This window comes from Spirillospora sp. NPDC047418, assembly GCF_040643275.1.
In the GTDB taxonomy this organism is placed as follows: Bacteria; Actinomycetota; Actinomycetes; order Streptosporangiales; family Streptosporangiaceae; genus Spirillospora.
Genome location: NZ_JBEYTW010000090.1, coordinates 15843 through 36124 on the forward strand (window position 1 = coordinate 15843; position 20282 = coordinate 36124).

Consider the following 20282-nt stretch of genomic DNA (forward strand, 5'->3'; position numbering starts at 1 on the left):
AATGGCTGAGATTCTCGTCCTCGTCGACCATGTCGACGGTGAGGTCAAGAAGGTCGCGCTCGAGCTGCTGACGCTGGCGAACCGGCTCGGCGAGGCCGCCGCGGTATGGGTCGGGCCCGGCTACGAGGGCGCCAAGGACAAGCTCGGCGAGTACGGCGCCGGCAAGGTCTACGTGGCCGCCGACGAGGAGCTGACCTCCTACGTCGTCGCCCCGAAGGCCGCGCTGCTCGCCCAGCTCGTGAGCGAGAAGTCGCCCGCCGCCGTGCTGGTGGCGGCGACCGCCGAGGGCAAGGAGATCGCGGGCCGCCTCGCGGTCAAGACCGGCTCCGGCGTGCTCACCGACGTCGTGGACGTCGCCGACGGCTTCGTCGCCGAGCACTCCATCTTCGGCGGCGGGATCATCGCGCACGCCAAGGTGCGGACCGGCACGCCGATCATCGCCGTCCGGCCGAACTCCGTCGCCCCCGTGGCGGCCGCGGCCACCCCGGCCGAGGAGCAGGTGTCGGTCGCGCTGTCGGACGCCGACAAGGGCGCGAAGATCGTGGAGAAGGTCGTCCAGGAGAAGGGCGAGCGCCCGGACCTGACCGAGGCCGCGATCGTCGTCTCCGGCGGCCGCGGCGTCGGCGGCGCCGAGAACTTCACGATCATCGAAGGGCTGGCCGACTCGCTCGGCGCGGCCGTCGGCGCCTCCCGCGCCGCGACCGACGCCGGCTGGTACCCGCACTCGTTCCAGGTCGGCCAGACCGGCAAGACCGTGTCGCCGCAGCTCTACATCGCGGTCGGCATCTCCGGCGCCATCCAGCACCGGGCCGGCATGCAGACCTCGAAGACCATCGTCGCCATCAACAAGGACCCCGAGGCGCCGATCTTCGAGCTCGTCGACTACGGCATCGTGGGCGACCTCTTCCAGGTCGCGCCGCAGCTCACCGAGGAGATCACCAAGCGCAAGTGATCTTTCGCGGACGGCCCCGGCGACGCTCGTCGCCGGGGCCGTCCGCGCGTTCAGGAGCGCTTCGGCGACGGGTACGGGACGGCCTTCAGCAGCGCGGGCCTGAGCATCCCGCTCACCTCCGCGTACGGGACGACCGCCTCCTGGAGGCCGCAGGCCGCCGGGTAGCCCAGCAGCGAGCCGTAGAAGGCCACCCGGACGCCCCGCGGGGTGAGCGCCATGGTCACATCGCCCGACTTCACGAACGCGGACGGGGCGTCGGTGCCGCGCGGGACGTCGCCGGCGCAGTAGTCGCCGCCGCGCAGATGGGGCCCGATCTTCGCGTCCAGCGGCCGCAGGCCCCGCTCGGACGGATCGCGGAACAGCTCGAGCGGCCCGTAGGCGGCGCCGGTCCGCAGGTCCACGGTCGCCGCCTGCGACTGGTCCCAGCCCGTCCCGCGGTCGCCGTCGAGCGCGACGGTGTACCAGACCGACAGCAGCCGGTCGCCGCGCATGAGGACCTGCGGCGTCACGACGTCGGTGTAGGCGCCGCGGCCGATGTCCCGCAGGCCGCCGCGGACCTTGGCCCAGCGCTTCTCCAGCGGCGCCCGCAGCGCCTGGTTGATCTTCCGTTCGAGCGCGGTGTCCCCGCCGGCGACCCGCACGATCCGCCCGCGCGCCTGGAACGTCGTCCCGGCCCCGATCTCGCGCCGCGGCTCGGTGAACGCCGCGAGCCGGACGGTCACGGGCTTCGGCGCGTCGTCCGCGACGGCGACGTAGACCGCCGCGCCGCCGCCCACGGCCACGGCGGCGGCCCCGCCCGCGACGGCCGCCACCCCCTTCGCCCCGAGCGCGCCGGCCACCCCCTGCCCCGCCGCCCCGCCGCCACCGGCCCCGGCCGCGCCCGCACCACCAGCCCCGGCGCCCACGCCCGTGCCCGCGGCGCCCGCACCGCCAGCGCCCGCCGCGCCCGCTCCGGCCGCGCCGCCCGAGCCGAGGGCGAGCGCGGTGAGCGGGAACAGCACCGACAGCGCGGCGGCCGCGCCCGCGAGCGTGCGGACGCCGCGCCCCTCCCAGTCGCCGCCGTACGCGCCCGCCGCGACCGGCTCCAGCTCGGACACGAACGCCGCCGCCCCCATCGGGCGGTCCCACGGGTTCTTGGCCAGGCCGCGCTCGATCAGCGGGCGGAGCGGCTCGGGGACGTCCCGCACGGGGATCGGCGCCGTGAGGTGGCGGCCCATCAGTCCCACCTGGTCCTCGGCGGCGTAGGGGCGGCGCCCGGTCACGCACTCGAAGAACACGCACGTCGCCGCGTACACGTCGGTCGCGGGGGAGGCGGGCTCGTCCCGCCACTGCTCGGGCGCCATGTAGACGGGCGTTCCCGAGCGTCCCGGCGCGCCCGCGTCCACGGCGATGCCGAAGTCGATCAGCTTGCTCAGCCCGTCGCCGCGCACGATCACGTTCGCGGGCTTGTAGTCGCGGTGGACGATGCCGAGGTCGTGCGCGGCGGCGAGCCCCAGCAGGGAGCCCTTGAGGACCGCCAGCGCCGCCTCCGGGGCCAGCGGCCCCCGCTCGGCGAGCACCGCCTTGAGCGGCGCGCCGTCCACGGCCTCCATCACGATGGCCGCGCCGTCCGGCCGCTCGACCAGCCCGAACAGCTCCGCGACGAACGGGTTGCGCAGCCGGCTCAGCAGCCCGGCCTCACCGCGGAACCGCTCCCGGAACTCCGCGTCCCCGGCGAGCGAGTCGCCGAGGTACTTGATCGCCGCGGGCCGCCCGGTCGCGTCGTGGCGCGCCAGCACGACCCGCCCCTGCGCCCCCTCGCCGAGCACCCGCAGCTCGCTGTACCCCGGAACCCGCCATCCGCCCACGAATCGCCCCCATCAGCCGCCAGGACCCTGATGGGGGTTATATCGGATGACGCCTCCGCCCACGAGACCTGTTCGTGCCGGGCCGTCGGGGCCCGGCACGGGTCAGGCGGCGATGGGTTCCGGGTGGGTGCTGCCGGGGTCGGCGGATTCGGCCGGTGCGGCGGTGGCGACGTCCGTGGACGTGCGGAGCGGGACGAAGCGGGCACCGGCGGCGATGAGGAGGGCGAGGACGACCACGGTGCCGACGCCGAGGCGCAGCGACGTGGCGTCGGAGAGGAAGCCGACCACGACCGGGCCGAGCAGCAGGCCGCCGTAGCCCATCGCGCCGACCTGGGCGACGGCCGCGGCGGGACGGTCCGGCGCGGCGCTCCCGGCCAGCGAGATCGTCGTCGGGACCACCGTGCACACGAACAGCCCGGTCACGAAGAACCCGGCGATCGCGACGCCGGGGTTCGGCGCCAGCACGACGACGGTCATCGCGGCGGCGGTGCCGAGGCCCGCGCCGGTCAGCAGCCGGCGGGTGCCGACGCGCATCCGGACGCGGTCGCCGGTCAGCCGGCCGATCAGCATCGCCAGTTCGAACACCGGGTAGCCGACCGCGGCCGCGGCCTCGGTCGCGCCGAGCTCGTCGTGCAGGAGCAGGCCGCTCCAGTCGGCGATCGAGCCCTCGGTCATGAACGCGATGAACCCCAGGGCGCCGATCAGGTACACGGCGACCGGCATGCGGCGCGCCCTGCGGCCCGTCCCGGCCGCGGCGGGCGCCACCGGGTCGGGCAGGTAGGTGCGGCCGAGCGCGAGGCCGGCGGGCAGCGAGACCAGTGCCGCGGCCAGCACGGTCCCGGTGAACCCGAACCCGGCGGCGGCCGTGGCGACGCCGAACAGCCCGCCGCTCATCGCGCCGACGCACCAGCCGGCGTGCATGCTGCTCATGATCGAGCGGCGGTACGCCTGCTCGACGACGCTGCCCTGCGCGTTCATCGCGATGTCGGTGAGGCCGAACGTCATGCCGAACACCGCGACGGCGGCGAGCAGGACGCCGTAGGTCGGCGCGAGCGCCACGGCCGCGTAGGACACCGCGGTCAGCGGCAGCGCCACCCGCAGCACCGCGCGGCTGCCCGCGCGCGCCATGACGCCGCGCAGCGCCTGCATGGCCGCGATCGCGCCGAGGCCCCAGACGAGGACGACGATGCCGATCTCGCCCTCGCTCGTCCCGAACTTGCCGGCCAGCGCGGGCATGCGCGCCACCCACACTCCGGTCAGCAGGCCCGCGAGTGCGAAGGTCAGGAACGTTCCGGAACGGGCACGCGACAGCATGGTTCACCTCTTTCTCGGCTCGGCGGGGCAGCACCCCGGCGGCGCCGCTCGCGCGGCGTTGTGACGGACGTCCACCCCGGCCGCGAGACGGCCGGGGCCGACGCGGGCGTCCCCGCACGGCGGCGCCGTGCGCGGGTGTCCGCGTGCGGTGCGGGGTGGGGCGTGCGGTGGTGGGGCGGCGCTCCGGGGGCAGGGGGTTCGGAGCGTTCAGGGTTGCGGGTGGGGGGCGCGGGCGCCTCGGGTTATCGCTCCAGAAGGGCCAGCAGCCGCTGTTTCAGCGCTTCGAGTTGCCGCGCGTCGTACAGGCTGGGCTCGTGGCTCACGACTTCCCAGAGGCCCTCGGCGGCGAGGCGCACGACCATCGCGGTGCCCGGGTCCGGGTCCTCGCCGGGGTCGCGGCCGTGCCAGCGGCGCATCGCCTCGTTCAGCGGCTCGGCCTGCTCCGGGTCCGCCGCGGCGGCCGTGATGGCCGACCAGCGCCGGTAGGCGCGGGCCTCGCCGGTGAGGATCTCGAACGTGGCCTCGACGTAGGCGCGGGTGTAGGCGCTCGGCGCACCGTCCCCGTAGGAGTCGATGTAGGTGGCGATCAGGTCGTCGAACTCCTCGATGACCCGCGCCACCATCGCCCGGACGAGCGCCTCCTTGGTGGGGAAGTGGTAGAGCAGCCCGCCCTTGCTGACGCCGGCGCGGTCGGCGACCGCCGTGAGCGTCAGCGCCTGCGTCCCCTGCTCGGACAGGACGGTCTCGGCGGCGTCCAGCAGCACTTCCCTCTTCATGACCCCCCTACTGTACCGGCTGGACGGTACACAGACGCACAACCCGGCCCCCGGTGGCGCTATTCCCGGTTTCCGCGCGACATTTCCGGCATTCGCGCAACCCCCCGGCCACCGGCGGGGAACAGGGCGGGCGCGGCTACTGTTGACCGCGTGGTGACCTACCTCGACCATGCGGCGACGACCCCGATGCTGCCCGAGGCCATCGAGGCGATGACGGCCGAACTGCGGGAGCTGGGCAACCCGTCCTCGCTGCACGCGGTGGGACGGCGCGCCCGCCGCGTCGTCGAGGAGTCCCGGGAGATCATCGCCGAGGCGTTCGGCGCCCGGCCGAGCGAGGTCGTGTTCACCTCCGGCGGCACCGAGGCCGACAACCTCGCGGTCAAAGGGCTCTACTGGGCCCGCCGCGCCGCCGATCCGGCCCGCACCCGCGTGCTGGCGGGCGCCATAGAGCACCACGCCGTGATGGACGCGGTGCAGTGGCTCGCCGACCACGAGGGAGCCGAGGTCGACTGGCTGCCGGTGGACGGGCTCGGCCGCGTCCGCCCCGAGGTGCTGCGCGAGGCGCTGGGCTCGGGCGGCGATGTGGCGCTCACCACCGTGATGTGGGCCAACAACGAGGTCGGGACCGTCCAGCCCGTCGCGGACCTCGCCGCCGCGGCCCGCGAGCGCGGCGTCCCGCTGCACACCGACGCCGTCCAGGCGGCCGGGCAGCTGCCCATCGGGTTCGGGGCGAGTGGCGCGCAGGCGCTCACGGTCACCGGCCACAAGCTCGGCGGTCCGGTCGGCGTCGGCGCGCTGCTGCTCGCCAAGCCGAAGGAGCCGGTGTTCCTCGACCCGGTGCCGCTGCTGCACGGCGGCGGGCAGGAGCGCGACGTCCGGTCCGGGACGCTCGACACCGCCGCCATCGCCGGGTTCGCCGCCGCCGTCCAGACCACCGTCGCCCGCCGGGAGGCCGAGGCGGCCCGCCTGGCCGAACTGCGCGACCGGCTGATCGAGGACGTCCGCGCGGCCGTGCCCGACGCGATCCTGAACGGCGACCCCGCCGACCGGCTGCCCGGCAACGCGCACTTCTCCTTCCCCGGCTGCGAGGGCGACGCCCTGCTCATGCTGCTGGACGCGCGCGGCATCGCCTGCTCCACCGGCTCCGCGTGCTCGGCCGGCGTCTCGCAGCCGAGCCACGTCCTGCTGGCGATGGACGCGGGCCCCGAGCGCGCCCGCGGGTCGCTGCGCTTCACCCTCGGCCACACCTCCACCGAGGCCGACGTCAAGGCCCTCGCCGACGCCATCGGCCCGGTGGTGGAGCGCGCCCGCCGTGCGGGTCTCAGCTGATCTGTCCTGGGCTGATCTGTCCTGGTTTGACCGTCCTTTGAACGGGGACAGCGGTGCCCGTGACGACGGATGTGCGCGATGGGATCAAGCAAGCGGCCGGACACCCCTGGTTCCACCGGATGTCGCGCGTGGGCCTGGTCGCCCGCGGCCTCCTCTACCTGCTCATCGGCTGGCTCGCCCTCCAGGTCGCCTTCGGGGGCGGCGGGAGGGAGGCCGACCGCACGGGCGCGCTGCAGTCCGTCGTCGACAAGCCGGGCGGCCCGGCCGTCCTCTGGCTGATGGTCGCCGGCTTCGCCGCGCTCGCCCTCTGGCAGTACGCCGAAGCCCTGTACGGACGTCCCGTCCCGGACGGTGACAAGCCCCTCCAGCGGCTGGCCTCGGCCGTGCGCGGCGTCATGTACTCGGCCGGCTGCGCGGGGACCCTCGCGTTCCTGTTCGGCCACCGGGGCACGTCGAGCGACCAGCGGTCCAAGACCCTCACCGCGCGGCTCATGGGCGAGCCCGGCGGCCGCTGGCTCGTCCTCGCCATCGCCGCCGGCTTCGTGGTCTGGGGCGCCGTCGTGGTCGTCAACGGCGTCCGGCGCGCGTTCCTGGACGAACTCGAGACCGCCGGGATGAGCGAGGCCGCGCGCCGGTTCGTCCAGCCGTTCGGGATCGTCGGCAACACCGCCCGCGGACTCGTCGGCGTCGCCGTCGGCGCCTTCCTCGCCTACGCGGCCGTCAGCTTCCAGCCGCAGAAGGCCCGCGGGCTCGACGGCGCCCTCCGCGAGTTCGCCGCCACCCCGGCCGGCGCCTGGGGCCTGGCGGCGGTGGCCGCGGGCGTCCTGACCTTCGGCCTCTACTCGTTCTGCGAGGCCCGCTGGCGCAAGGTCGACGCGACCCGTCAGGGCTGGTAGGGGGCGAGCGCCTTCCAGCCGGGGTCGGCCGTGGAGGCGACCTTGGCCTTGCCCTCCGGCCAGCCGGCCGCGAGCTGGTCGAGCTCGGAGATGACGCCCGAGTCGGGGTCGGCGTACAGGTGGAAGACGCGCAGCCCGTCGCCGGTCTCCCGGACGGCCAGGACCGCCCGGTCGCCGAGCTTGGCCAGCTTCTTCTCGAACGAGCGCAGCGCGCCCGCCGACGGCTCGACCGGCAGCCGGTCGGGGTTGCTGTTGGCGTACGGGACGGTGATCGCCACGTGCAGGTCGCAGAGCGGGTAGTCCTGCCGGTGCAGCGGGAACCGGGCGCCGAGCCGGGCCGGGTGCCCGCGCGGGGTGCGGCCCTCGCCGGTCAGCCACGCGGGCTCGGCGAACGGCTCGGCGACCTGCTCGACCACCGCGGGCAGCATCGACGGCGCGAGGGAGTCGATCGGCGCCTCCGTCGCGATCGCGACCTCGCCGATCCAGCGGGCCACGTCGTCCTCGCCGAGCGCCCAGTGCAGGACGTTCAGCGCCACCTGGAGCTGCTGCTCCTCGGCGACGAACAGGAAGTCGGGGTGGTAGGCGGTGATGTGCACGCGGGCGCGGTCGGTGTCGGCGCGCATGCCCAGCCGGACGTACTCGAGGTCGAACTCGTGGTCGCCGAGGACGAGGTCCTGGTTGAGCATCTCCGGGTCGGCCTGGCGCGCCGGGTGGAAGCTCCAGCCGGCGGCCGCGCCGCCGGCCGGCGCGGCCCGCACCCAGCGCTCGGTGACCCCGCGCAGCCCGGGGTCGCCGCCGCCGGTCACGGTCAGCGACGGGTTGCGGTCGTCGGCGCCGCCGATCTCCCACTGCAGGTCCGCGTGGATCTTGCGGACGCGGCGCGACAGCTCCTCGATCGTCTCCGCCGACAATCCCTCGCCGGGCACGGCGGGATCCGGCGCGTCGGGCTCGGGCCCGGCGGCCAGCGACGCCTCGATCGTCGGGCGGGCCTGCGCCCACCACTCCCAGAACTCGCTGATGGCGGGCGGTGCGACGGCGGACGCCTCGCGCGGACGTCGGAAGATTCCCATAGCGGCCCCAATCGTACGCGGAAATGCGGAGTGCCGACCGGGCCACGCCGCGTACGCTCGAAGGACCATGACTCTTCGCGTACTCGCCGCCATGTCGGGCGGCGTCGACTCCGCCGTGGCCGCCGCCCGCGCCGCCGAGGCCGGGCACGACGTCACCGGCGTCCACATGGCCCTGTCCAGCAACCCCCAGTCCTACCGCACGGGCGCGCGCGGCTGCTGCACCCTGGAGGACTCCCGGGACGCCCGCCGCGCCGCCGACGTGATCGGCATCCCGTTCTACGTCTGGGACCTCGCCGAACGGTTCCACAAAGACGTCGTGGAGGACTTCGTCAGCGAGTACGCCGCCGGCCGCACCCCGAACCCGTGCCTGCGCTGCAACGAGAAGATCAAGTTCGCCGCGCTGCTGGACCGCGCGATGGCGCTCGGCTTCGACGCCGTCTGCACCGGCCACTACGCCCGGCTCGAGGACGGCGTCCTGCGCCGCGGCGTCGACCCCGGCAAGGACCAGTCGTACGTGCTGGCCGTCTGCACGCCCGAGCAGCTCGCGCACGCGCTGTTCCCGCTCGGCGACACCGCCAAGGCCGACATCCGCCGGGAGGCGGAGCGGCGCGGCCTCCAGGTAGCCGACAAGCCCGACAGCCACGACATCTGCTTCATCGCCGACGGCGACACGCGCGGCTTCCTCGCCGAGCGGCTCGGCTCGGCCAAGGGCCCGATCGTCGACACCGACGGCAACGAGGTCGGCGAGCACGACGGCGCCTACGCCTACACGATCGGGCAGCGCAAGGGCCTGCGGCTCGGCACCCCGGCACCGGACGGGCGCCCCCGCTACGTCCTCGGCATCTCCCCGGTGACGAACACGGTGACGGTCGGATCGCGCGAGGACCTGGACGTCCGCGAGATCACCGGCGAGCGCCCGGTGTGGCTGGGCGACGCGCCGGACGGCCCCTTCTCCTGCCGGGTCCAGCTGCGGGCGCACGGCGAGGTCTACGACTGCACGGCCGAGCAGACCGGCGGCGAACTGCGCATCCGCCTCGCCGCCCCGGCCCGCGGCGTCGCCACCGGGCAGACCGCCGTCCTCTACGCCGGCGACCGCGTCCTCGCCTCGACCACGATCGCCGAAGCCGCCCGCATCCCAGCCTGACCCGCCCCCACCACCGCGGCCCGTGCGCCGTGGAACTCGGCTCAGACCGGGGCGGCCGTGCGCCATAGGACGCGGCTCAGACCGGGGCGGCCGTGCGCCGTGGGACGCGGCTCAGGTCGGGGCGGCCGTGCGCCGTGGGACGCGGCTCAGGTCGGGGCGGCCCGTGCGCTGTGGGGTGCGGCCCGAGGGCGGGGCGGCGGCCCGGGGGAATCAGCGGGGGCGGCGGTGGCTTATGGTCCGGTAGGGCGATCTTGGGAGGCGTTTCGTGGAGTTCGGTGTTTCGACGTTCGTGACCGATGACGGAATCGGGCCGGCGGCGCTCGGGCGGGCGCTGGAGGAGCGCGGGCTCGGGTCGCTGTTCCTGGCCGAGCACACCCACATCCCGGTGAAGCGCGAGTCGCCGTGGCCGGGCGGGGCAGAACTGCCCCGGATGTACTACCGGACCCTCGACCCGTTCGTGGCGCTGACCGCCGCGGCGACGGTGACCGAGCGGCTCCGCGTCGGGACGGGCATCGCGCTGGTCGTCCAGCGGGACCCGATCCACCTCGCGAAGGAGGTCGCCTCCCTCGACCTGGTCTCCGGCGGCCGCGCCGTGCTCGGCGTCGGCGCCGGCTGGAACCGGGAGGAGATGCGCAACCACGGCACCGAGCCCACCACCCGGGTGCGGCTGCTCCGCGAGCGCGTGCTGGCCGTCAAGGAGCTGTGGACGAAGGACGAGGCCGAGTTCCACGGCGAGTTCGTCGACTTCGACCCGGTGTTCTCGTACCCGAAGCCCGTCCAGGACCCGCACCCGCCCGTGATGATCGGCGGAGCCGGGCCGACGACCTTCGACCGGGTCGTCGAGTTCGGCGACGGCTGGATGCCGATCTACGGGCGCGGCACGGACGTGCTGACGGCGCAGATCGCCGAGCTGCGGGAGCGGGCGGGGCGGCGGGTGCCGGTCACGGTGTTCGGGGCGCCCGGCAGGAGCGAGACCGTCGCCGAGCTGGAGGCCGCGGGCGTCGACGAGGTGCTGTTCAACCTGAAGACCGAGCCCGAGGACGACACGCTCCGCTACCTGGACCGGCTCGCCGGACTGCTGTGATCACCGCGCCGCTAGGCTTCCCGGTGTGACCGATTACCCCTGGCAGGCCGGAACGGCGACCGGTGTCGGCTCGTATCCCGGGACCGACCCGGCGGAGGCGCTGCGCGTCGTCCTCGGCGAGCTGCCCGAGCTGCCGCACCTGCCGGAGCTGCCCGCCCGCGGCCCCGGCGCCGACCTGACCGGGCGAACGGCCGGGCTGCTGATCGACATGGCGGTGCGGGTGGAGCCGTCCGGGTGGCGGTTCTCCGACCGGCCCGGCCGCGACACGCTGCGCGCCCGCGACCACCTCGCGCGGGACCTGGACGTCCTGGAGGAGGTCGCGGGCGGGCACGACGGGCCGTTCAAGATCCAGGTGTGCGGGCCGTGGACGCTGGCGTCCACGATCGAGCTGCGGCACGGCGACCGGGCGCTGAAGGACCCGGGCGCCGTCCGCGACCTGGCCGCCTCGCTCGCCGAGGGCGTCGCCGGGCACGTCGCCGACGTCCGGCGCCGGCTGCCCGCCGCGCGGATCGTCCTGCAGCTGGACGAGCCGGGCCTGCCCGCCGTCCTGGCCGGATCGGTCCCGACGGCCAGCGGGTTCTCCCGGCTGCGCGCCATCGAGGAGCCCGTCGCCGAGGACGCCCTCCGGACGGTGATCGAGGCGGCCTGCGGGGACGACGCCGCCTACCCCGTCGTGCACTGCTGCGCCCGGAACGTCCCGTACGGGCTGCTGCGCGGCGCCGGCGCGAAGGCGATCTCGGTCGATCTGGCGCGGGTGCCGCGGCGCGACGACGACGCCGTGGGGGAGGCGATCGACGCGGGAACGGCCCTGTTCCTCGGCGCGGTCCCCGGCACCGACGGCGTCCTGCCGTCCCTGCGGGCGACCGGCGAGCCGGTGCGGGGGCTGTGGCGGCGGCTCGGTTTCCCGGCCGCGCGACTCGCGGAACAGGTCGTGATCACCCCGGCCTGCGGCATGGCGGGCGCCTCGCCCCGGTACGTCCGGGAAGCGCTTGAACGGTGCCGCGACACGGCCCGGATGCTCTATGAGGCCGCCGACTGAGTGGCCTCATAATGTCGGACGTGGCGGCGAGAATGAGGGCATGACCATGAGCGACGGCGTTCCCACCGAGGCGCGGCAGCGGCACCGCCGGCTGACCGAAGAACTCGACGAGGCCAACTACCGGTACTACGTCCTCGACCAGCCGACGCTCACCGACGCCGACTACGACCAGCGGATGCGGGAGATCCGCGCGCTGGAGGAGCGGCATCCGGAGCTGGTCACGCCCGACTCGCCGACGCAGCGGGTCGGCGCGCCGATCGTCACCGACTTCGCGACCGTCCAGCACCTGGAGCGGATGCAGAGCCTCGACAACGCGATGAGCGCCGACGAGCTGCTCGCGTGGGACGAGCGCGTCGTCAAGGAGGTCGGCGAGGTCGCCGGCTACCTGTGCGAGCTGAAGATCGACGGGCTGGCGATCGCGCTGGTCTACGAGAACGGGCGGCTGACCCGCGGGGTGACCCGCGGCGACGGGCGCACCGGCGAGGACGTCACCAACAACATCCGCACCATCGCCGACATCCCGGACCGGCTGGCGGGGGAGGGCTGGCCGGACGTCCTGGAGGTGCGCGGCGAGGTCTTCCTGCCGGTCGAGGGGTTCGAGCAGGTCAACGCCGCGCAGGTCGAGGCGGGCCGGGAGCCGTTCGCCAACCCGCGCAACGCGGCGGCGGGGTCGCTGCGGCAGAAGGACCCGCGGGTCACCGCGCACCGGCCGCTCGGCATGCTCGTCCACGGGTTCGGCGCCTGGCGGGGCGGGACGTATCCGGAGAGCCAGTCCGGGGCGTACGAGCTGATGCGCGGCTGGGGGCTGCCGGTCAGCGACCGCTACCAGGTCGTCGGCGGGATGGACGCCGTCCGCGCGTACATCGACGAGTACGGCGAGCACCGGCACGACCCCGCCTACGAGATCGACGGCGTCGTGGTGAAGGTCGACCAGTTCGCGCTGCAGCGGCGGCTCGGGTCGACGAGCCGCGCGCCGCGCTGGGCGATCGCGTGGAAGTACCCGCCGGAGGAGGTCAACACCAGGCTCCTCGACATCAGGGTCGGTGTCGGGCGGACCGGGCGCATCACCCCGTACGGCGAGATGGAGCCGGTGAAGGTCGCGGGGTCGACGGTCGACCGGGCCACACTGCACAACGGGAGCGAGGTCAAGCGCAAGGGCGTGCTGATCGGCGACACCGTCGTGCTGCGCAAGGCCGGCGACGTCATCCCGGAGATCGTCGCGCCGGTGACCGCGCTGCGGGACGGCTCCGAGCGCGAGTTCCACATGCCCGCGCACTGCCCCGAGTGCGGCACCGAGCTGGCGTACGAGAAGGAGGGCGACGCCGACATCCGGTGCCCGAACACGCAGTACTGCCCGGGGCAGCTGCGCGAGCGGCTGTACTTCGTGGCGAGCCGCAACGCGCTCGACATCGAGGCGCTCGGATACGTGGCGGCGACCGCGCTGACGCAGCCGCTGGAGCCGTCCGACCCGCCGGTCAGGAACGAGGGCGACCTGTTCCACCTGACGGTCGACCGGCTGCTGCCCATCCGGAGCATCGTGCTGGACTCCAAGACCGGCACCGCGAAGACCGACACGAAGACCGGCGAGCCGAAGGTCGTGTCGTTCTTCGCCAACAAGGAGGGCGAGCCGAAGAAGACCGTCGAGATCCTCTTCGAGGAGCTGGAGAAGGCCAAGCGGCAGCCGCTGTGGCGGGTGCTGGTGGCGCTGTCGATCCGGCACGTGGGCCCGTCGGCCGCGCGCGACCTGGCCCGCGAGATGCGCTCGATGGACGCGATCGCGAACGCGACCGAGGAGGAGCTCGCGGCGGTCGACGGCGTCGGGCCGACGATCGCGGCGTCGATCAAGAAGTGGTTCGCGGTCGACTGGCACCGGGAGATCGTCGACAAGTGGCGGGCCGCCGGGGTCCGGATGGAGGACGAGGGCGCCGCGGGCCCGCGCCCGCTGGAGGGCGTCACCGTGGTGATCACCGGCTCGCTGGAGGAGTACAGCCGGGACTCGGCGACCGAGGCGGTGCAGCGGCTCGGCGGCAAGGTGTCCGGCTCGGTGTCGAAGAAGACGGGCTTCGTGGTCGCGGGCGACAATCCCGGGTCGAAGTACGACAAAGCCGTGAAGCTGGGCGTACCGGTTCTGGCGGAGGACGGCTTCCGCGTACTGCTCGCCGACGGACCGGATGCGGCCAAAGACGTGACGTTGCGCGCCGATGAATGACCGCGCGTGATCATGGGGGTCTCACCAGGTTCGCGTTACTCAGGGGTACACTCCCATTACCCAACGATGAGCGGCGGGTACGGAACTCCATAACGGAACGTACGCAAACGGTTTCGCGAAGTTGAGCGAAGGCCGTACTCTCCCTCTCATCACGACCTGTACCTGAATCTCCGGACGTAACACCCGGGGGGCGTCCCCCGAGGTCGGGGACGCCCGGTGCCGGGGGACGGCCCCCCGAACCCCCCGAGGATGTGATGAAGGACCCGAACAACACACGGAACACGGCCCCGCGCCGTGGTTCCCCGTTGTGGATCTACTTCGTCGTGGTCATCCTGCTCGGCGTCACGGCCGGCGGGGCCGCGTTCTCCGGGCTGAGCTCCGCCGACCTGGACGCGCTCGTCAGCACGCCCCTGTTCTGGATCCTCGGCTGCTTCATCGTCTTCGGCGAGCTGCGCCCGATCATCACCCCCGGCTCCACCGAGAACAACGGCGCCACCACCTCGACCACGTTCTCGTTCGCCGCGCTGCTGTACGCCGGCCTGCCCATCGCCGCCGCCCTGCAGGCCGTCGCCGTCATCACCTGCGGGATCTTCCGCGGCCGCGCCCCGCACCGGATCGCCTTCAACGCCGCCCAGTACACCCTCAGCCTCGCCGCCGCCCAGCTCGTCCTCGCCCTGTTCGGCGACCTCGCGACCCCGTCCGACCTGTGGGTGCCGCACGGCTCCGACCTGCCCGCGATCGCGCTCGCCGGCGCCGTCTACTTCGCCTGCAACGACACCCTCGTCGGCTCCGCCGTCGCCCTGCACGCGCGCGTCTCGCTGGTCAAGGCGCTCCGCATGGACCTCGCCTACCAGGTGCTCGTCCACCTGGCCCTGCTCGGCCTGGCCCCGCTGATGGTCGTCGCGATGGACCGGTCAGCCCTGTTCGTGCCGCTCATCGTTTTGCCGTTCATCGCCGTCTACATGAACGCGTCGGTGTCGGTGCGGCGCGAGCACCAGGCGCTGCACGACGGGCTGACCGGGCTGCCCAACCGCAAGCTGCTGATCGTCCGCACCGAGGAGGCCCTCGCCGAAGCGCGCGGCGCCGAGCGGCGCCGCCTCGCCCGCCGCAAGACCGCCGAGCCGCCCGACCACCGCGCCGGGCTGTTCCTGCTCGACCTCGACCGGTTCAAGGAGGTCAACGACACCCTCGGCCACCCCACCGGCGACCGCCTCCTGCAGCTCGTCGCGCACCGGCTCACCCACAGCGTCCGCCCCGGCGACCTCGTCGCGCGGCTCGGCGGCGACGAGTTCGCGGTGCTGCTGCCGACCGTCCGCGACGAGGCCGCCGCCCGCGAGGTCGCCGCCCGGCTGCGCGCCGCGCTCAGCGAGCCCGTCCGCCTCGACGGCATGTCGTTCGACCTGGAGGCCAGCGTCGGCATCGCGCTGTTCCCCGACCACGCGCCCGACTTCGAACTGCTCCTGCAGCGCGCCGACGTCGCCATGTACAACGCCAAGGAGGCCCGCACCGGCGTCGAGATCTACTCGCCGGCCAAGGACCGCAACTCCCCGGCCCGGCTCAGCATGCTCGGCGACCTCCGCCGCGCCATCGACCGCTCCGAACTCGAGCTGTTCTACCAGCCGAAGGTCTCGCTGCGGGACGGACACCTCGTCGGCATGGAGGCCCTGCTGCGCTGGCGGCACCCCGACCAGGGCCTCCTCGAACCCGAGGCGTTCCTGTCCGTCGCCGAGCAGACCTACCTGATGCGCTCCATCACCCACCACGTCGTCACCGCCGCGCTCGCGCAGACCGCCGCCTGGTGGCGCGCGGACCTCGCCGTCCAGGTCGCCGTCAACGCCTCCGGCCGCGACCTCCTCGACACCGGCCTCGCCGAGACCATCGAGGAGGGCCTGCTCGCCCGCGGCCTGCCCGCCGCCGCGCTCCAGCTGGAGATCACCGAGCGGATCCTGATGAACGAGCCCGCCTACGCCTCCGAGACCGTCGGCGCCCTCGCCGACCTCGGCATCCCGCTCAGCCTGGACGACTTCGGCACCGGCTACTCCTCCCTCGTCCGGCTCAAGCGACTGCCCGTCGAAGAGATCAAGATCGACGCCTCCTTCGTCCGCCGCATCGCCGACTCCCCGGACGACGCCGTCATCGTCCGCTCGATCGTCGACCTCGTCCGCACCCTCGGCCTCCGCTCCGTCGCCGAAGGCGTCGAAGACCCCGCCACCGCCGAAGCCCTCCGCGACATGGGCTGCGACGCCGCCCAGGGCTGGCACTTCGGCCGCCCCATGGACGCCGCCACCGCCACCGACTGGCTCCGCCGCCACACCCAGATAACCCCGGAACCAGCTGCGTGATCTCCCAGGGGTGCGCGTGGTCGTCGTTCCGGCCCGTGCCGAGCGCCTGCGGTGGGGGAGCGGCGGGTATGACTGGATGGTTTGCTGTTGGTATTACGCGGTGTCGGCGGGGGCGCTACCATCACGCGTCATGAACGCCGCGCGCGCAGTGATCCTTGGCATGTGCATCCTGGTGGCCGGAGGCGTGTTCTTCGGTGTCATGTCGGACCTGCCCGACAACCAGAGCGACGCCAACATGGGCGACCTCATCAGCGTGCTCCTCGGGGGGTTCGTCATGCTGTCGGCCGCGGTCATCGGGGCGGGCGCGCTGGCCGGGATGAGCGCAACGGAGTCGCCGGCGAAGACGGTGACGTTCCCGTTCCAGCAGCAGGCGGGGGGCGCTCCGCCGGTGGGGCAGCCGTATCCGCAGCGGGGTACGGGGCCGCAGCAGCCGGTGCCGCAGCAGTACCAGCCGCCGCAGCCGCCGCAGTAGGGGTCAGTACGGGCGGCGGCGGGTCTCGTACTCGTCCTCGTAGTACTCCTCGCGGACGCGGGGCGGGGGGCGGCGGTCGACCGCGCGGCGGGCGGAGGCGATCCGGACGATGCCGACGACCAGGCCGATCAGGCCGCCGACCATCAGGATCACGCCGACCAGGCGGATGTCGATGCCGCTGAACTCGTAGTTGACCGCATAGGCCAGGATCGCGCCGATGATGATCAGGGCGATGCTGCCGCCGATGGTCACGGCGGGCTCCTCTCGTCGTCCCGGGGGTGGACGTGACATCCCTTCCCCGCAGGCGGAGACGAAACGGCGCGCCGGGATCCGGGCCCGCGCAAACCTGTCGGGCGGCGGGGCGCCGGGCCCATAGGATGGCGGTGAACCCACTTCATCGCAGGAACGGTCTCTCTCATGTCCGCCATCACCCGTGACGAGGTCACGCACCTCGCTCGGCTGTCCCGGCTGGCGCTCGGCGACGATGAACTCGACCATCTCGCCGCCCAGCTCGACCAGATCATCTCCGCGGTCGCGCGGGTGCAGGAGGTCGCGGCGGAGGACATCCCGCCCACCTCGCACGCGCTCCCGCTGACCAACGTCTACCGGGCGGACGAGGTACGGCCGTGCCTCACGCCCGAGCAGGCCCTGTCCGGCGCGCCTGCCGCCGAGGAGCAGCGCTTCCGCGTCCCGCGGATCCTGGACGAGGAGGCCTGATGGAGCTGGTCGGGAAGAGCGCGGCGGAGCTCGGAGAGCTGCTCACCGCCGGAGAGGTGTCGGCCGTCGAGGTGGCCGGGGCGCACCTGGACCGCATCGCGGCCGTGGACGGGCAGGTCAACGCGTTCCTGCACGTCGACCGCGACACGACGCTGGCGCAGGCGCGGAAGGTGGACGAGCGGCGCGCGGCGGGGGAGGAGCTCGGCCCGCTGGCCGGCGTCCCGATCGCGCACAAGGACGTGTTCACCACGACCGACATGCCGACCACCGCCGGGTCCAAGATCCTTGAGGGCTGGCGGCCGCCGTACGACGCGACCATCACGGCGCGGCTGCGGCAGGCCGGGCTGGTGATCCTCGGCAAGACCAACATGGACGAGTTCGCCATGGGGTCGTCCACCGAGAACAGCGCCTATGTGACCTCGCGCAACCCGTGGGACCTGGAGCGCGTCCCCGGCGGCTCGTCCGGCGGGTCGTCGGCGGCCGTCGCCGCCTACGAGGCGCCGCTGTCGACGGGCACCGACACCGGCGGCTCCATCCGGCAGCCCGCCGCCGTCACCGGCATCGTCGGGATGAAGCCCACCTACGGCGGCTCGTCCCGGTACGGGGTGATCGCGTTCGCGTCCTCGCTGGACACGCCCGGCCCGTTCGCGCGCAACGTGCTCGACGCGGCGCTGCTGCACGAGGCGTTCAGCGGCCACGACCCGATGGACTCCACCTCGGTGAACGAGGCCGTCCCGCCGGTCGTGGAGGCCGCGCGGCGCGGCGACGTCGACGGGCTGCGCGTCGGCGTCGTGAAGGAGTTCGCCGGCGACGGCTACCAGCCGGGTGTGACCGCCCGGTTCAACGAGGCGGTCGAGGTGTTGGAGTCCCTCGGCGCGAAGGTCGTCGAGGTGTCCTGCCCGAACTTCACCTACGCGCTGCCCGCCTACTACCTGATCGCACCGTCGGAGTGCTCGTCCAACCTGGCCCGCTTCGACGCCATGCGGTACGGCCTGCGCGTCGGCGACGACGGCTCCCGCAGCGCCGAGGAGGTCATGGCGCTGACCCGCGCCGAGGGCTTCGGCCCCGAGGTCAAGCGGCGCATCATGCTCGGCACCTACGCGCTGTCGTCGGGCTACTACGACGCCTACTACGGCAAGGCGCAGCAGGTCCGCACGCTGATCAAGCGCGACTTCGAGGCCGCGTTCGAGCAGGTGGACGTGCTGGTCTCGCCGACGACGCCGACCACCGCGTTCCCGATCGGCGAGCGCGCCGACGACCCGGTCGCGATGTACCTGGCCGACCTGTGCACCATCCCGGCGAACCTCACCGGCAACGCCGCGATCTCGGTGCCGTGCGGCCTGGCGGACGGCCTGCCCGTCGGCCTGCAGATCATGGCACCCGTCCTCGGCGACGACCGCGTCTACCGCGTCGGCGCCGCCGTCGAGCGGGCCCTGGAAGACCGCTGGGGCGGCCCCCTGCTGGCCCAGGCCCCGGAACTGGTGGAGGCGAAGTGACGACCCCGACGCTGATGAGCTATGACGAGGCGCTGGCGAAGTTCGAGCCGGTGCTGGGGATCGAGACGCATATCGAGCTGGGCACGGCGTCGAAGATGTTCTGCGGGTGCCCGACCGAGTTCGGGGCCGAGCCGAACACGCACGTGTGCCCGGTGTGCCTGGGGCTGCCCGGGGCGCTGCCGGTGACCAACCACGCGGCGATCGAGGGCATCATCAAGATCGGCCTGGCGCTGAACTGCGACATCGTGGAGTGGTGCCGGTTCGCCCGGAAGAACTACTTCTACCCGGACATGCCGAAGAACTTCCAGATCTCGCAGTACGACGAGCCGCTGTGCGTGGACGGCCACCTGGACGTCGAGGTGGACGGCGAGACGTACCGGATCGAGATCGAGCGCGTCCACATGGAGGAGGACACCGGCAAGTCGCTGCACGTCGGCGGCGCGACCGGGCGCATCCAGGGGGCCGAGTACTCGCTCGTCGACTACAACCGCGCCGGCATCCCGCTGGTGGAGATCGTCACCCGGGGGATCCCGGCGACCGGTGACCGGGCGCCGCTGGTGGCGCGCGCGTACGCGACGGAGCTGCGGGAGCTGGTCCGGTCGCTGGGCGTCTCCGACGTCCGCATGGAGCAGGGCTCGATGCGCTGCGACGTGAACGTCTCGCTGATGCCGCGCGGCGCGCGGGAGTGGGGCACGCGGACGGAGACGAAGAACGTCAACTCGCTGCGGTCGGTGGAGCGGTCGGTCCGGTCGGAGATCGAGCGGCAGGCCGGCGTGCTGGACGCCGGTGGCCGCGTGGTCCAGGAGACCCGCCACTTCCATGAGGACACCGGCCGGACGACGAGCGGCCGCAGCAAGGAGGAGGCGCAGGACTACCGGTACTTCCCCGAGCCCGACCTGGTGCCGATGGCGCCGTCGCGGGAGTGGGTCGAGGAGATCCGCGCGTCGCTGCCCGAGCTGCCCGCGGCGCGGCGCCGCCGCATCCAGGCGGAGTGGAACCTGTCCGACCTGGAGCTGCGGGACGTCGTCAACGCCGGCGCCGTCGACCTCATCGAGGCGACGGTCGCGCAGGGCACCGACGCGCCCGCGGCGCGCAAGTGGTGGATGAACGAGCTGTCGCGGCGGGCGACCGAGCAGGGCGTCGAGCTGGCGGACCTGCCGATCACGCCGGAGCAGGTCGCGCGGGTGCAGGCGATGATCACGGCCGGGGAGCTGAACGACAAGCTGGCCCGGAAGGTGTTCGAGGGCGTCCTCGCCGGGGAGGGCACGCCGGACGAGGTCGTCGCGAAGCGGGGCCTGAAGGTCGTCAGCGACGAGGGCGAGCTGTCGTCGGTCATCGACCAGGTGATCGCCGACAACGCGGCCGTGGCCGACAAGATCCGGGCCGGCAAGGTCGCCGCGGCCGGTGCGCTCGTCGGCGCCGTCATGAAGGCCACCCGTGGGCAGGCCGACGCCGGGCGGGCGCGCGAGCTGATCCTGGAGAAGCTCGGCGCGTCCTGACGCGTGGCGCCGTGCCCCGGCGCGCTCCCCCGGACGCCCGGGAGACAACCCGCCCGGGACATCGGGAGAGCCGCGGGGGCGGGAAGAGTGGTGTGG

Annotated in this window: 17 protein-coding genes; 12 read left to right on the forward strand and 5 right to left on the reverse strand. The window is 73.7% G+C overall.

From position 1 onward, the window contains the following. Position 1 precedes the first annotated feature (1 nt). Positions 2-952 carry an electron transfer flavoprotein subunit alpha/FixB family protein gene (locus tag ABZ806_RS36120; RefSeq protein ID WP_500222429.1) on the forward strand — a complete coding sequence of 317 codons (951 nt, stop codon included), beginning with the start codon at positions 2-4 and terminating at the stop codon, positions 950-952. 50 nt (positions 953-1002) lie between these two features. On the opposite strand, the gene ABZ806_RS36125 is transcribed toward ABZ806_RS36120, so the two are convergent. The 3 genes from ABZ806_RS36125 to ABZ806_RS36135 all read right to left on the reverse strand — a co-directional run bounded on the left by ABZ806_RS36125 (position 1003) and on the right by ABZ806_RS36135 (position 4889). Then, positions 1003-2799 (reverse strand): serine/threonine-protein kinase, encoded by a 1797-nt coding sequence (locus tag ABZ806_RS36125; RefSeq protein WP_500222432.1) that lies wholly within the window; start codon positions 2797-2799, stop codon positions 1003-1005. 102 nt (positions 2800-2901) lie between these two features. After that, entirely contained in the window at positions 2902-4113 is a 1212-nt protein-coding gene (locus ABZ806_RS36130) for an MFS transporter (RefSeq protein WP_500222434.1), read from the reverse strand. Between the two features lie 242 nt (positions 4114-4355). After that, positions 4356-4889, reverse strand: coding sequence for a TetR/AcrR family transcriptional regulator (locus ABZ806_RS36135; RefSeq protein WP_500222436.1), 534 nt, complete (start codon positions 4887-4889; stop codon positions 4356-4358). A 153-nt stretch (positions 4890-5042) separates the two neighbouring features. Here ABZ806_RS36135 and ABZ806_RS36140 point away from each other — a divergent pair, with 153 nt between their 5' ends. Together ABZ806_RS36140 and ABZ806_RS36145 are read left to right on the forward strand one after the other, a co-directional pair. Further along, positions 5043-6218 carry a cysteine desulfurase family protein gene (locus tag ABZ806_RS36140; RefSeq protein WP_500222467.1) on the forward strand — a complete coding sequence of 392 codons (1176 nt, stop codon included), beginning with the start codon at positions 5043-5045 and terminating at the stop codon, positions 6216-6218. A gap of 119 nt (positions 6219-6337) precedes the next feature. Then, the gene (locus ABZ806_RS36145) at positions 6338-7114 is read left to right on the forward strand and encodes a DUF1206 domain-containing protein (protein ID WP_500222438.1); all 777 of its coding nucleotides are present in this window, start codon (positions 6338-6340) and stop codon (positions 7112-7114) included. Here the strand turns inward: ABZ806_RS36145 and ABZ806_RS36150 are convergent. Beyond that, positions 7102-8184 carry a DUF695 domain-containing protein gene (locus tag ABZ806_RS36150; RefSeq protein ID WP_500222442.1) on the reverse strand — a complete coding sequence of 361 codons (1083 nt, stop codon included), beginning with the start codon at positions 8182-8184 and terminating at the stop codon, positions 7102-7104. The two genes, ABZ806_RS36145 and ABZ806_RS36150, sit on opposite strands and share 13 nt — an antisense overlap. A gap of 67 nt (positions 8185-8251) precedes the next feature. Between ABZ806_RS36150 and mnmA the strand changes: the two genes are divergently transcribed. From mnmA to ABZ806_RS36180, 6 genes are all read left to right on the forward strand, one after another. Continuing rightward, a complete protein-coding gene (gene mnmA, locus ABZ806_RS36155; protein ID WP_500222445.1) occupies positions 8252-9328 on the forward strand; it encodes a tRNA 2-thiouridine(34) synthase MnmA in 1077 nt (358 codons plus the stop codon). A gap of 265 nt (positions 9329-9593) precedes the next feature. After that, positions 9594-10412, forward strand: coding sequence for an LLM class F420-dependent oxidoreductase (locus tag ABZ806_RS36160; RefSeq protein WP_500222447.1), 819 nt, complete (start codon positions 9594-9596; stop codon positions 10410-10412). Between the two features lie 25 nt (positions 10413-10437). Beyond that, positions 10438-11451, forward strand: coding sequence for a methionine synthase (locus ABZ806_RS36165; protein WP_500222450.1), 1014 nt, complete (start codon positions 10438-10440; stop codon positions 11449-11451). Positions 11452-11491: 40 nt separating this feature from the next. Further along, a complete protein-coding gene (gene ligA, locus ABZ806_RS36170; RefSeq protein ID WP_500222452.1) occupies positions 11492-13660 on the forward strand; it encodes an NAD-dependent DNA ligase LigA in 2169 nt (722 codons plus the stop codon). A gap of 254 nt (positions 13661-13914) precedes the next feature. After that, complete coding sequence (locus ABZ806_RS36175; protein WP_500222455.1) at positions 13915-16002, forward strand: putative bifunctional diguanylate cyclase/phosphodiesterase; 2088 nt, start codon at positions 13915-13917, stop codon at positions 16000-16002. A gap of 130 nt (positions 16003-16132) precedes the next feature. Continuing rightward, the gene (locus ABZ806_RS36180; RefSeq protein WP_500222457.1) at positions 16133-16474 is read left to right on the forward strand and encodes a hypothetical protein; all 342 of its coding nucleotides are present in this window, start codon (positions 16133-16135) and stop codon (positions 16472-16474) included. A 3-nt stretch (positions 16475-16477) separates the two neighbouring features. Here ABZ806_RS36180 and ABZ806_RS36185 read toward each other — a convergent pair whose 3' ends face one another. Continuing rightward, the gene (locus ABZ806_RS36185) at positions 16478-16726 is read right to left on the reverse strand and encodes a DUF6458 family protein (protein WP_500222459.1); all 249 of its coding nucleotides are present in this window, start codon (positions 16724-16726) and stop codon (positions 16478-16480) included. Positions 16727-16891: 165 nt separating this feature from the next. Between ABZ806_RS36185 and gatC the strand changes: the two genes are divergently transcribed. The 3 genes from gatC to gatB are packed head-to-tail and all read left to right on the forward strand — an operon-like array spanning position 16892 to position 20186. Further along, on the forward strand, positions 16892-17191 hold the full coding sequence (gene gatC / locus ABZ806_RS36190) for an Asp-tRNA(Asn)/Glu-tRNA(Gln) amidotransferase subunit GatC (protein ID WP_500222461.1): 300 nt from the start codon (positions 16892-16894) through the stop codon (positions 17189-17191). Continuing rightward, positions 17191-18687 carry an Asp-tRNA(Asn)/Glu-tRNA(Gln) amidotransferase subunit GatA gene (gatA, locus tag ABZ806_RS36195; RefSeq protein WP_500222463.1) on the forward strand — a complete coding sequence of 499 codons (1497 nt, stop codon included), beginning with the start codon at positions 17191-17193 and terminating at the stop codon, positions 18685-18687. The genes gatC and gatA overlap by 1 nt, the downstream gene beginning before the upstream one ends. A gap of 14 nt (positions 18688-18701) precedes the next feature. Beyond that, complete coding sequence (gene gatB / locus ABZ806_RS36200; protein WP_500222471.1) at positions 18702-20186, forward strand: Asp-tRNA(Asn)/Glu-tRNA(Gln) amidotransferase subunit GatB; 1485 nt, start codon at positions 18702-18704, stop codon at positions 20184-20186. Positions 20187-20282 lie beyond the last annotated feature (96 nt).